Here is a 13,048-nt window from a genome sequence, read left to right as displayed (position 1 = left end):
ATGGACGCTAATGATCGCTTTCGTAATTTTGTACGTCATCCCAAAGATGCATTACAACATTATAAGATTAATGTTCCTCAAGGTTTATTCCGTACTTGTCCGAAATGTCATGCCCATTTTTATTTTCGAAAAGCTGGTCATTACCAAGTGTGTCCGGATTGCGGTTATGGCTTTCGCGTATCTGCCCATCAACGTTTAAAAATGCTAACCAAGACTTACCAAGAGTGGGATGCCCAAATTTCAACGCAAGATCCTTTACAATTTCCAGATTATTTGAAAAAGATTAAAGATGCGCAAAATAAAACGCAACTGCAAGATTCTGTTTGGACAGGAAAAGCAAAAATTGGTGATTATTCCGTAGCATTAGGAATAATGGATCCCTATTTTATTATGGGCAGCTTGGCACCTGCGACGGGTGAGCGTTTAACAAAATTATTTGAGCGAGCTACTCAGCAAAATTTGCCGGTAGTTCTTTTAACGGCATCGGGCGGTGCACGTATGCAAGAAGGTATATTGTCTTTAATGCAGATGGCCAAAGTATCCCAGGCAATTAATGACCATCGGCAAGCTCATTTGTTATATTTGGCAATTTTGATGGATCCTACAACTGGTGGGGTAACAGCTAGTTTTGCTTCTCAGGCTGATATAATTTGGGGAGAGCCGCGAGCTTTGATCGGTTTTGCTGGACGGCGAGTAATTGAGCAAACAATAAACAAAAAATTACCCCGTGATTTTCAAAATGCAGAGAAAGTTTTACAAAATGGCTTTTTAGATGCTATTGTCCCTCGCGAGCAACAAGTAGCACAATTACAGCGGGTTTTGGCTATTTTTGCAGCGCAAACATGGAGAGGTGAACAAGTGGTATGAAAGAAAGTAAAGTCAGTGAAATAATGTCCGGTGCGCGCAGTGATAGTAAAGCCGATATGAAGGCAATTATTTCCAACCTTTTTGATGACTTCGTAGCTGTTTCGGGAGATCGAGTTAATGGTGATGACCCAGCTATGATTGCTGGTTATGCAACTATTGGTGACCGCGCAGTTGCAGTTGTAGCAACTAATAAGGGTCAAGAATTGGAAGAACGCCTGCAAACCCATTTTGGCAGTCCGGTTCCCGCAGGCTATCGCAAGGCTTTGCGCATTATGCAAACAGCGGCTGACTTAAATCTTCCTATTATTAGTTTGATTAATACTCCAGGTGCCTATCCCGATGAGCAAGCGGAAGCCGAAGGACAAGGCCAGGTAATTGCTCAAAATATTAGTAAAATGCTCCAGTTGCCTACGCCTATTTTAACTATTATTATTGGCGAAGCTGGATCGGGGGGAGCTTTGGCCTTAGCATGTTCAGATGAAATTTGGATGCTAGAAAAAAGTATGTATACGGTCTTGTCCCCCGAAGGTTTTGCTTCAATTATGTGGAAGGATGCTCATCTTGCGGAGCAAGCAGCAGAATTAATGCATATTAATCCGGAGTGGCTAAAAGAGCATCACGTTATTGATAAAATAATTCCTGAATCGTGGTTGAGGGATGATAACAATCAGTTGCGGCGTCACATAATTCAGCAATTAGTAAATTTTGATCAGTTGACACCAACTGAATTATTAAATAAACGCAAACAAAAATTCCGGTCTTTATAAAACCGGAATTTTTTAGTGATTCATGAAGATAATTAGTTCTTTTGTTACTGTCATATCCTTTAATTGCCATCAACAAAAATGTATTTTTCTTAATTGAAAAATAAACTGGAGTATTGCGTCTATGCTTTATTAGGGTTTTAAATTCTGCATATATAATGGAAGAAACTAGTTCAACACATGTTCGCAAGGCTGATCTTTAATCAATTGAACGGCATCATCGAGGCTAATATCGATCATATTTTGCACAGCAATATTGGTGTAAAATCCGATATGTGGGGTAATAATGACATTATCCATGGCACGTAGTTGCTTTAATTGCTCACTAGGGAGTTCTTGACCGTGTAGATCAACATTAAAGAAGTTCTCTTCACCAGTCAAAGTATCTAAAGCTGCACCAGCAATCTGTTTTTTCTTTAAAGCTGCAATTAAAGCATCGGTGTCAATAACGGGTCCCCGGCACTCATTGACGATGTAAGCACTTGACTTCATGAGGCTGAGGGCTTTAGCGTCAATTAAATTTTTAGAAGTTTCGTTTAAGTCGACATGTAAGCAGACAACATCTGATTCTTGTAATACTTCTTCCTTACTTTTGAAGGTTAAGATAGCATCTAAGTCATGATTGGGCTTGGTATCGTTGGCGATTACTTTGGCACCTAAAGTATGGAAGATTTTAGCAGTGGTGCTGCCAATGCGTCCAGCTCCAATGATACCAATGGTTAAAGAGCTAATTTCTTTGGCTTGTAGCCCTTGCCAGCGAAAATCTTGCTGAGCCATACGGGCATCAAAAAGTGGTAATTGCCGAATTAAGCGCATAGTATGAGTTAGGGCTAATTCAGCCACTGAATGGGGCGAGTAAGCAGGAACATTGCTGACTTTTAGTCCATTAGCAGTCGCTAGTGGTAAGTTAATCACGTCAAAGCCGGCAGTTCGTGTTGTTAACTGTTTGAAACCTAATTCTTTTAATTGTGGGTAAACTTCATCTTCAATTTGACTCCGCTGTTGTGCAATCACACCGTCAAAGCCTTGCAAGCGTTGAACGGTATCAGGATGTAGTTCCCAATTGGCAGTTTGTACTTTAATATCAGAGTGGCGGGCTTGCCATTGTTTAATGGCTGGTAATTCATCATCACGTACACTAAGTAAAATTAATTTCATTGTTTAACTCCTCCTTATTTTTGGCGTTGCTTTTGGACGTAAGTTTGCATCAGCTGCATACCGCGTTGGATTTCTTCCATACTGGTAGCGTAACTAAATCTTAGATAGCCAGCGCCACCAGGTCCAAAGTAGGAACCGGGAACTGCAGCAACTTGGCCATTGGTAGCTAAGTCATGAGCAAAACGATCGTCATCTTGATCTAAATCAGACGGAATATGAGCAAAAATGTAAAATGCGCCACTAGGTGTTGCACAGTCAAAGCCCATTTGACTCATTTGTTCGACGATGTAATCACGGCGTTTTTGGTATTGCTGACGCATAGGAATGGCATCATCTTGGCCATTTTGTAAAGCTTCTGCAGCGGCATCTTGTGTGACTGTGGCTGCTGAAGTAATGGTGAATTGATGGATTTTGCTAAGTTCATCAGTAATTGCTTGAGGTGCACAGAGCAAACCAATGCGCCAACCAGTCATGGCATGTGACTTGGAGACACCAGTAACTAAAATCACTTGCTCATGCAGGCTTTTGGATAAACTGGCATGTGGTCCGTCATAATTTAATTCACTATATATTTCATCACAGAGGACAAAGATTGGTTGATCTTTGAGGACTGCCGCCAAACCATCTAATTCTTTTTGGGTATAAGTAACACCTGTTGGATTGCTAGGGTAATTTAAGATGACTAATCTCACGCCAGAACCAGCATCTTGGATTGCTTGCTTTAACATTTGTGGTGATAATTTAAAGTTATTGCTGGAAGTATCAACTAAGATAGGCTGTCCGCCAGCTAAGATAGTATCAGCAATGTATAAAGGAAATGTTGGTGTAGGAATAATTACCTTATCTCCAGGATTTAAAACCGACATGACTGCAGTATAAATACCTTCAGTAGCGCCAGCAGTGACAATAATTTCTTCAGGAGCATAATGCTGGTCATATTTTTTGGCTAAGAAATTTGAAGCAGCTTGGCGTAATGGCTGGGTACCATTGCTAGGCGCATAGTGTGAGTGATTATCTTGAATGCTGGTGATTGCAGCCTGTTTGATATGCTCAGGTGTATTAAAGTCGGGTTCACCGAGAGTGAATTTCACGACATTCTCAATTTTGTTAGCGAACATAGAGAAGGCCAAAATTGCTGAAGGCTTGACTTGGCTGAGTTGATGATTAAGATATTGGTTCATTTGCATAATAATTCCATCCTTTCCAAATAAAAAACCCAACAGATTTGTTTTAAGAAAATCTGTTGGGCTACTTTAAGTTTAATTATGATAGCGGCCTAGCAGATTTTCTTGAACCTGTTAGGTCGAAGTTTACTCAAGTAAATAAGCTTTCGTTCCTACAGGTGTCAAACACTTGTCTGGTGTTTGCACCCATATGATTGAGTACAAACACTAACTAAAGAAACGAAAGTAATAATACGCATTCAATTGTCGAACTTGAAGATTTAACATAATGATTTCTCCTGACTTAAATTGAATTGTCTCTAATTTAATATATCTAACCGGTAAATGTCAAGCTTTTTTTAATTTTAATTTAATTTATTAAGTTAAAAAACAATTTAAAAAAATATTTTAGGCTCGATAATGTTGTTATACCAAGGGCTTGGAGGCTACTGGCAAAATTTGCCTTTATTAGTAGATTTAATTTGTTTATAATTAGAAGCTGTTGACAAGAGGTGAATTTTCACCTATTGTACGAAGTACAAATTAATTAAAGGGATGATGCTTGTGTCAATCTGGCAGAAAATTACACAAAAGGCCGATGTACAACAATATTTGCGAGAAGACGTACATTTTCAAAAGACACTGCGTGCTAAAGATCTAATGGCCTTAGGGATTGGCGCAGTTATCGGAACAGGAATATTTATTTTACCCGGAACTGTGGCTGCAACTGTTAGTGGCCCCGGAGTTATTTTGAGCTTTTTGATAGCGGCAGTTGTGTGTGCAACAGCGGCTATGTGCTATGCAGAATTTGCTTCTGCCTTGCCAGTTGCTGGTAGTGCTTATTCTTATGGGAATATTGTTTTTGGACAGTTGATTGGGTGGATTATTGGTTGGGCCCTCATTTTGGAATATATGTTAGCGGTCGCGACAGTTTCTGTAGGATTTTCTGCTTACTTTAGTGCTTTTTTGAAAGGCTTTGGCATTAGTTTGCCGCAAGCTATTTCCGGACCACTGAATTTGCAGCAGCATACCTATGTGAACTTAGTTGCCGTGATTGTTGTTTTATTGATTTCGGCTATGTTATCACGGGGAATGAGAAGCTCTATGAAAATTAATGACTGGATGGTCGTAATTAAGATTGTGATTATTGCAATTTTTATTGCAGTGGGAATTTTCTATGTTAAACCAAAGAATTGGTCACCTTTTATGCCCTTTGGAACTTCCGGTGTTTTGACTGGTGCTTCGACTGTTTTCTTTGCCTACCTTGGTTTTGATGCTGTGTCATCATCAGCACCAGAAGTTAAAAATCCACAAAAGAATTTGCCTATTGGAATTATTGGTACTTTGATTGTTGCAACCATCTTGTATATGGCGGTCGCGACTGTTCTAACCGGGATGGTTCCTTATACCAAATTAAATGTTGCTGATCCTGTGGCCTTTGCACTGCAATTTTTCCACTTGAATACTGTGGCGGGTATCATTTCCGTAGGAGCCATGGCTGGTATGTTTACGATGATGGTGACTATGATTTATAGTAGCTCTCGGCTGGTTTATGCGATTGGTCGTGATGGTTTGCTGCCGAAATTTTTAGGAAGCATTAACGATAAGCATTTACCTAATAATAGTTTAATTGTTGTAACCATTATCATCGCAGTTATGGGTGGCTTTATTAATCTGAACCAGTTAGCTGAATTAGTTAATATAGGAACGTTAATTGCCTTTGCTTTTGTTTCGATTGGAGTTGTACCTTTACGAAAACGCCAAGATATTAAAAATGACGGTTTTAAGGTACCATTATACCCAGTTTTGCCGATTATTTCGCTAATTTTATGTCTTTACTTGATGACTAAATTGAAACAAATTACCTGGATTGCTTCAGCTATCTGGTTTGCGATTGGAATCGTAATTTATTTGACATACAGTATTAATCATAGTAATTTAAACCAAAAAAAGGCTCATGATTAACACTGGCTTTTAATAAATAAACAATGGTGCTCTTTAGTTCATGAAAATGAACTGAAAAGCACCATTATTTGCTTTAAGAAGTGATATAAATTAACACCAAAATTAATTGACGCTGACCTTAATTGCGGTATAGTAACTTTAACATTTTTAAATTATTAAAGGAGGTATAGTGATGTTAGTTAAACCACCAATGTTACATAAGGGTGATCAAGTAGCTATAGTTAGTTTGTCTCAAGGAACATTAGGAGAAAATTTTGCCCACCATCAACGCCAACTGGGCATTCAACGCTTGCAAGAATTTGGGTTGCGGCCTGTTTTTATGGACAATACTTTAAGAGGAATTAATTATCTCAAAACCCATCCTCAAGCTCGCGCCCAAGATTTGAAGCAAGCATTTGCAGATGAGCAAATCAAAGGAATCTTTGCGGCTATTGGTGGTGAAGATGCTTTTAAATTAGCTCCTTATTTACTAGAAGATGAAAAATTTAAGCAAAATGTTCTCCATCATCCCAAGCTATTTAGTGGCTTTTCAGATACAACAGTAAATCACTTGATGTTTTATCAGATAGGAATGCAGAGCTTTTATGGTCCTAACTTTTTAAATGACTTAGCTGAATTGAGTCCCCAATTGCTGCCTTACACTAAAAGAACTTTGGAGCATTATTTTGTCAATTCAACACAAACAACTGTGGAAGCTAGCACTGTTTGGTATGAAGAGCGGACAGATTTTTCGGCGGCTCAAGTTGGAACCTTACGTCCACAGCATAAAGATGAAGGTTATGTGGTTTTACGCGGACACGGTCTAGTTGAGGGACGATTATTAGGCGGTTGTATTGAAACTTTGACTGATTTGTTAGTAGGATCACGCTATCATGAAGAAATAGCTATTAATTCTAAGTATCAGATTTTTCCGTCAGTCCAAGAATGGCAAGACAAGATTTTATTTATTGAAACCAGTGAAAATCAGCCAACGCCAGATAAATATCGCAAATTACTGAATATTTTAAAAACAGCTGGTGTTTTGCAGGCTGTGAAAGCCATTATTGTGGGAAAGCCACAAAATAAGAAATATTATACCGAATATCAGCAAGTACTTTTAGATATGACTGACCTAGAGCAAACGCCTATTTTGTATAATTGCAATTTTGGCCATGCTTATCCGCGGGCGGCTCTACCATATGGTGCCCAAGCTCAAATTGATTTTGATCAACGCAGCTTAACAATTATGGAACCATGGTTTCAAGATGTTGATTAATAAGGCCATCTCTGATTTGAAAAAGTATTGACATACCTCATGATTGTTAGTTAAAGACTAATGATTGTGGGGTTTTTTAAAAAAATTTTTGAAAAGACTTTTATTTTAGCAGGGTTGTGGTATACTATGTACATAATACACAGTAACACGAGGAGGATAATGAAATGAGCTTATTAACTACCCAAGATATTGTCCGTACATACGGCAAAGGTTCCTCACAGTTTCAGGCTTTGCGTGGCGTAAGTTTACAAATTGAACAGGGCGAATCAGTAGCCATTGTTGGTAAAAGTGGCTCCGGCAAGTCGACTTTAATGCACATTATGGCTTTATTAGATCAGCCAACTTCGGGCACAATTACGCTAAACGGTCAGCCTACTCAAAATATCAAGGCTAAGACCTTAAATAAAATTCGTAATCAAACATTTGGTTTTGTTTTTCAACAATTTTTCTTAAATGCTAAGGATTCGGTTTTAGAAAATGTAATGCTGCCCTTAAAAATTGCTGGTATTACAGGTAAGAAGCGCCGAGAAAAAGCCCTGGCGGCAATTGAAGCAGTTGGTTTAAGCGAGAAGAAAAATAATCGTGCCAGTGATTTATCTGGAGGACAAAAACAGCGGGTCTGTATTGCTAGAGCTCTAGTGAATAATCCTCAAATCATTTTTGCGGATGAGCCAACTGGCAATCTGGACTCTAATACTAGTGAAATTATTGAAAATATTTTGTTTGATTTACACCAAAAGCACAATATCACTTTAATCATTGTGACTCATGATGACGAATTAGCAGCTAAATGCCAGCGGCAAATTCAAATCAAAGATGGCCAAATTGTAGCAGAAAAAGGAGAAAACTAATGAAATTTTCGGATATTTTACGTTCAGCAAATACTAATCTTTGGCACAATAAAGGCCGGACCATCTTGACGGTAGTTGCGGTCATGATTGGGGCATTAACAATTGCGATTACGCTGGGCATTAATAATGGCGTTAATGATTATGTCTCCAAGCAAGTAGCCAATGTTGGCAGAAAAGATGTAATGCAGATTATTCCTTCCACCGGTGCCGATCAAAAAACCGATGCACCCAAAAAATATGATGCTAATCGGGGCAGTGCTACCGATCAAGAAAATATCACGCCTAAAAAATTAAAAAAACTTAAAGCAATGAAATCTTTGAAGAATGTTCAACCGATCCAAGATTCTAGTATTGACTATGTCCAAGGTCCTAATCATTCTAAATACATTATTCAAGCCCAACCGCCAACTGGGGTAAATGTTGATTTGAAGCAAGGTCGCCAAGCGGCTAAAAAAGGCACCAACTCAGAAATTGTTTTAGCAAGTGATTATGTCAAAGTCTTAGGTTTTAAGTCTGCTAAGCAAGCTATCGGCAAGACCATTAAAGTGGCTGCATCGGCACAAGCTACCAACCAGCAAACTGTTGTATCAGCGAAGATTGTTGGCGTTAGAAATCCAAGTATTCTTTTAGCTGGCCAATCTATTATTAGTCAGGGCTTAGCAGATAAAGTTTCGGATATTAATCAAACTGGGTTACCGGCCAAGATGAAACAAAACTACTATGGGGCTACTGCCACAGTGAAGAATCCCACTGATGCAAACATTGCTAAAGTTAAAAAGCAGTTAGCTGACCAAGGCTATCAAGCCCTAACACTTCAGGATACCATCAGCAACTTGCGGCAAATAGTAAATGCGATTACTGGAGTTTTAATTGTCTTTGGTGCTATTGCCCTCTTAGCAGCCAGCTTTGGCGTAATTAATACCTTGTACATGTCCGTGCGCGATCGGACTCGGGAAATTGGCTTAATGAAAGCCCTTGGTTTGAGCCGTGGTAAAGTCTTTTTAACCTTTAGTTGTGAATCCTTATTAATTGGTTTAATTGGTTCAGTTATGGGTATTTTATTAGCTGCCGGTTTAGGGAAAATCTTAAATCAAGTAGCTGCAAACAGCTTTTTGAAGGGATTGGCCGGCTTTACATTAGTGCAATTCACCTGGAGTTCAGTGCTGCTGATTGTTCTTGTTATTTTGCTGATTGCCTTTTTGGCAGGAACTTTACCAGCACGGCGAGCAGCTAAACTAGATCCAATGACGGCTTTGCGTTATGAATAAAAATTCAACAATATTGGGCGTTATTACTAGTACTAATGCTAAATAAAAATTAGTTATAAAAAGTCGAGGTAAACATTGGCCTCGGCTTTTATTGTATATTATTTTTAATAGTGTATTGACAAATCTTTGTAAATGTTAGATGATATTAATCATATTTTAATTGATTAATAATAAGTTATATATAAATTAGAGATTATTTTAATTAAAAAGGGGTTGATAGTTATGAAACAACAAGATGTTTTGAAAACTGAAAAAGAAGTTTTAGCACCTGCAGTCAGGATTCCATATTTTGATATTGTAATTGAGCGGGGCCAAGGCGCCATTCTAACAGATTTAGATGGCAAAGATTACATTGATTTATTAGCCAGTGCTTCTTCGACTAATACAGGTCACTCGCACCCCCATGTGGTAGAAGCCATTTGTGCACAGGCTAAAAAGCTCATTCAATATACACCTACTTATTTTGCTAATGGACCAGCCGCTCAATTAGCCCAACGCTTAGCTCAATTAGCTCCCATTAGTGGTCCAGTTCAGGTGGGCTGGGGCAATTCTGGTTCAGACGCCAATGATGCCATTATTAAATATGCTCGTGCTTATACCAAGCGCCAATATATCGTGAGTTTTACAGGGGCATATCATGGTTCGACCTACGGTTCGATTAGTATCTCTAGTGTAAGTTTGAATATGAGCCGTAAGATTGGTCCTTTACTGCCAGGAATTGTTAAGGCACCTTATCCAGATATTAGTCAAAAACCCGCAGCTGAAAGTTTGACTGATTTTATTGAGCGGCAATGGCAGGCCTTTTTACTGCCATTCTCTACATATTTGCCAGTTGAAGAAGTGGCGGCTATTATTATTGAACCAATTCAAGGTGATGGCGGCATTGTCAAAGCACCAACAGAATATTTGCGTCGTTTACGCCAATTTGCTTTAGAGCATGGGATTGTTTTTGCTATTGATGAAGTTAATCAAGGCATGGGGCGGACAGGCAAATGGTGGTCAATTCAGCAATTTGATTTGGAACCGGATTTAATGTCTGTAGGTAAATCTTTAGCTTCAGGGCTGCCTTTAAGTGCAATTATTGGGCGAACTCCAATCATGCAGTCCTTACAAGCACCAGCTAACACTTACACTACTGCTGGTAATCCTGTCACGACGGCAGCCGCTAATGCTACTATTGATGTTTTGGAAAATGAGCACTTGCTCCAACGCTCACAGCAGTTAGGTCTCCAAGCCCAGGCCTTCTTTACTAAAATGCAGCAGCAATTTGATTTTATTGGAGGTGTACGATTTTATGGATTAGATGGGGGCATTGATATTGTTGACGCAGCCACCGGCAAACCTGATCCTCAAATGACTACGAAGTTGATTTATCGAATGTTTGAATTAGGCGTCTTAATTATTAGTTTACGCGGATATACATTACGCTTTCAGCCGCCGTTAGTAATTAGCAGTGAACAATTACAACAAGTGTTTGCTAAATTTGAACAAGCGTTTGCTGAATTAGCAGCTGGTAAATTGAAATTGCCAGCGAATGCTGAACAAATCGGTTGGTAAAAATTATTAAAGCTTATTACATTAAGTGATAGTTTTTTAAAATGATTCTAACCCTTTTTTCTCATTCAAATTGATGTATAATAAAGATAGTTGTAAAATATGAGGAGGAATTTTTTATGAGTAAATTGGATAACATGAAAGATAAGGTTGAAGGCGCTGCTAAAGAAGTTGAAGGCAAAGCACAAAAGGTTGCTGGTAAAGCAAAGGATAAGGCTGAAGATTTAAAAGAATCAGCTAAAGATGCAATTGATAAAGCTAAGAAATAACGAAGCTTAATTATGAACATTACTTATGACAGGATTGGGACAATTGTTCCAATCCTATTTTTGTGTTTGGCAGTTTTGCTATGACTATACTTGAAGTGCAGTTATTAAATCTGAATATTTTAATTGACGATAAGCAGGAAATGTTTTATTATAAATATTAGTTAGTTAAATATAAATCTAACTAATTAATCGATTTGTTAAATAAACCTGTGAAGGAGTGTCTTAAAATGTCTGAGAACACGCAAAATTTATTTGATCTTTTTACTAAATTACTCAGGAACCCGGAATTTATTATGGCAATTCACCAAAATCATTATCGGCATAGTGATTTTGGTGTTGAAGGCCGGGGCCCCGGTCGCGTCTTGCGTTTGATTGCACAGCATGATGGATTAACTAACAGTGAAATTGCAGAAATTCTCGATATTCGCCCTAGTTCGGTAACGGCTTTAGTTAATAAGTTGGTAGAACGAGATTTTGTGGAAAAAGAGCCTTTAGAAAATGATAAGCGTGTGACAATTTTAAAGTTGACTGCTAAAGGCAAGCAGGCTATTTCCCACGTTCAGACAGCCCAGGAGTCTTTGAATCAAGAGGTGTTCGCTAATTTAACTGCCGCAGAGCAGGAACAATTCGTACATTTGTTAACTAAGTTATTAGATAATTTAAAGCATATTGACTTAAGAGATCAACGTTATCAAGCCTTACATACTTATTGTTCACCAAGACATCACTTTCCTCGTTTTGAACCTGGTAGTTGGGAGCGATATTCAGGATTAAAGCATCATCATTGGTAGAATCAATTAGAAAACAAATCGTAGCGCTTTCAAATTTTCGTTTAAAATGCTAACATCTACTTGAGAAACATTTTAGTGGAGGTGCTGCATGTTCTTAATTGATACAAATAGAGATTCTAAGCCGCTTTATGATCCAATTATTAATCAGTCCTTGGATAATTATTTAATTCAAACCAAAAGGATTCAAGGACATGGCATTATTGCCTATATTAACCATCCTGCTGTGATTATTGGCGTCCATCAAAATGCCTACGCTGAAGTCAATTTATCTTATTTAAAGGCACATAATATTGATTTAGTCCGGCGATCTTCTGGCGGTGGGGCGGTATATCAAGATTATGGTAATATAATTTTTGAAAATATAGTAGTTAATGATCCTACTGCAAAGGTTGATAATTATGCGGCAATTGGCGCACCGATTTTAAGTGCTTTACAAGATTTAGGAGTAAATGCACAGTTAAGCGGCCGTAATGACCTCGTGATTGAAGGCAAGAAGTTTTGCGGCATGACCATGGTTAAAGTGGGCGATTCCTATGCTGCTGGTGGGACAATTATGTTTGATTTGGATAATCAAGCGGCACGCCAAGTTTTAACACCTAATCAAGAAAAATTGCAATCAAAGGGCGTTAAATCAGTTGACAAGCGGATAACTAACATTAAGCCTTATCTGCCCGCACAATATCAACATTGGACTGGAGAAGACTTTAAAAATTATTTATTGTGTCATATGTTTGGAGTCAAGAATTTAGCGGAGATTGAGACTTATTCTTTAACAGCTGCCGACTGGCAAAATATTGATAATAATTTAAAGACCAAATATAAGACCGACGAATGGAATTTTGGTAAGAATCCCGGTTATCATGAATATGTTTCGCATCATTTTGATATTGGGACCGTTGCTTTTAATTACACGGTTACTGATGGCATAATTACCGAATGCCAAATCTATGGAGACTTTATTACTAAAGGGGATGTCGAAGTTATCGATCAGCGTCTTATTGGGACAAAGTATGAGCGCTCGGCTTTAATTCAAGCTCTAGAAAAAAGTAATCTTGAACAAAATTTAGGTAAGATTGGGCCCAAAACGGTGGCAGATTTAATTTTGAAAAAATATGAATAGTTAATTGAACTGGATCTAATTTA

12 protein-coding genes are annotated in these 13,048 nt (G+C 38.3%); 10 read left to right on the top strand and 2 right to left on the bottom strand.

Annotated elements, in window-relative coordinates:
- Both EQ827_RS01525 and EQ827_RS01520 read left to right on the top strand, forming a co-directional pair.
- On the top strand, window positions 1-867 hold the full coding sequence (locus tag EQ827_RS01525; RefSeq protein WP_181189211.1) for an acetyl-CoA carboxylase carboxyltransferase subunit beta: 867 nt from the start codon (window positions 1-3) through the stop codon (window positions 865-867).
- Complete coding sequence (locus EQ827_RS01520; protein WP_181189210.1) at window positions 864-1,634, top strand: acetyl-CoA carboxylase carboxyltransferase subunit alpha; 771 nt, start codon at window positions 864-866, stop codon at window positions 1,632-1,634. Before EQ827_RS01525 ends, EQ827_RS01520 begins: the two co-directional genes overlap by 4 nt.
- Window positions 1,635-1,799: 165 nt before the next feature.
- On the opposite strand, the gene EQ827_RS01515 is transcribed toward EQ827_RS01520, so the two are convergent.
- Both EQ827_RS01515 and EQ827_RS01510 read right to left on the bottom strand, forming a co-directional pair.
- On the bottom strand, window positions 1,800-2,789 hold the full coding sequence (locus EQ827_RS01515; RefSeq protein WP_181189209.1) for a D-2-hydroxyacid dehydrogenase: 990 nt from the start codon (window positions 2,787-2,789) through the stop codon (window positions 1,800-1,802).
- 14 nt (window positions 2,790-2,803) lie between these two features.
- A complete protein-coding gene (locus tag EQ827_RS01510) occupies window positions 2,804-3,979 on the bottom strand; it encodes an aminotransferase class I/II-fold pyridoxal phosphate-dependent enzyme (protein ID WP_181189271.1) in 1,176 nt (391 codons plus the stop codon).
- A 537-nt stretch (window positions 3,980-4,516) separates the two neighbouring features.
- Between EQ827_RS01510 and EQ827_RS01505 the strand changes: the two genes are divergently transcribed.
- The 8 genes from EQ827_RS01505 to EQ827_RS01470 all read left to right on the top strand — a co-directional run bounded on the left by EQ827_RS01505 (window position 4,517) and on the right by EQ827_RS01470 (window position 13,025).
- Window positions 4,517-5,917: an amino acid permease gene (locus EQ827_RS01505; protein WP_181189208.1), complete on the top strand. Its 1,401-nt coding sequence runs from the start codon at window positions 4,517-4,519 to the stop codon at window positions 5,915-5,917.
- A gap of 172 nt (window positions 5,918-6,089) precedes the next feature.
- Window positions 6,090-7,172 carry a S66 family peptidase gene (locus EQ827_RS01500; protein WP_181189207.1) on the top strand — a complete coding sequence of 361 codons (1,083 nt, stop codon included), beginning with the start codon at window positions 6,090-6,092 and terminating at the stop codon, window positions 7,170-7,172.
- A 164-nt stretch (window positions 7,173-7,336) separates the two neighbouring features.
- A complete protein-coding gene (locus tag EQ827_RS01495; protein ID WP_181189206.1) occupies window positions 7,337-8,023 on the top strand; it encodes an ABC transporter ATP-binding protein in 687 nt (228 codons plus the stop codon).
- Window positions 8,023-9,291 carry an ABC transporter permease gene (locus EQ827_RS01490; RefSeq protein WP_181189205.1) on the top strand — a complete coding sequence of 423 codons (1,269 nt, stop codon included), beginning with the start codon at window positions 8,023-8,025 and terminating at the stop codon, window positions 9,289-9,291. Before EQ827_RS01495 ends, EQ827_RS01490 begins: the two co-directional genes overlap by 1 nt.
- A 222-nt stretch (window positions 9,292-9,513) precedes the next feature.
- The gene (locus EQ827_RS01485) at window positions 9,514-10,848 is read left to right on the top strand and encodes an aspartate aminotransferase family protein (protein WP_181189204.1); all 1,335 of its coding nucleotides are present in this window, start codon (window positions 9,514-9,516) and stop codon (window positions 10,846-10,848) included.
- A gap of 116 nt (window positions 10,849-10,964) precedes the next feature.
- Window positions 10,965-11,114, top strand: a complete 150-nt coding sequence (locus EQ827_RS01480) for a hypothetical protein (RefSeq protein ID WP_181189203.1) — start codon at window positions 10,965-10,967, stop codon at window positions 11,112-11,114.
- A gap of 227 nt (window positions 11,115-11,341) precedes the next feature.
- Window positions 11,342-11,905 carry a MarR family winged helix-turn-helix transcriptional regulator gene (locus EQ827_RS01475; protein WP_181189202.1) on the top strand — a complete coding sequence of 188 codons (564 nt, stop codon included), beginning with the start codon at window positions 11,342-11,344 and terminating at the stop codon, window positions 11,903-11,905.
- 88 nt (window positions 11,906-11,993) lie between these two features.
- Window positions 11,994-13,025, top strand: coding sequence for a lipoate--protein ligase (locus EQ827_RS01470; protein ID WP_181189201.1), 1,032 nt, complete (start codon window positions 11,994-11,996; stop codon window positions 13,023-13,025).
- Window positions 13,026-13,048 lie beyond the last annotated feature (23 nt).

This window comes from Bombilactobacillus bombi (genome assembly GCF_013607485.1).
GTDB lineage: Bacteria > Bacillota > Bacilli > Lactobacillales > Lactobacillaceae > Bombilactobacillus > Bombilactobacillus bombi_A.
Note: the sequence above shows the minus strand (reverse complement) of the source record. Positions and strands in the feature narration are given on the sequence as shown.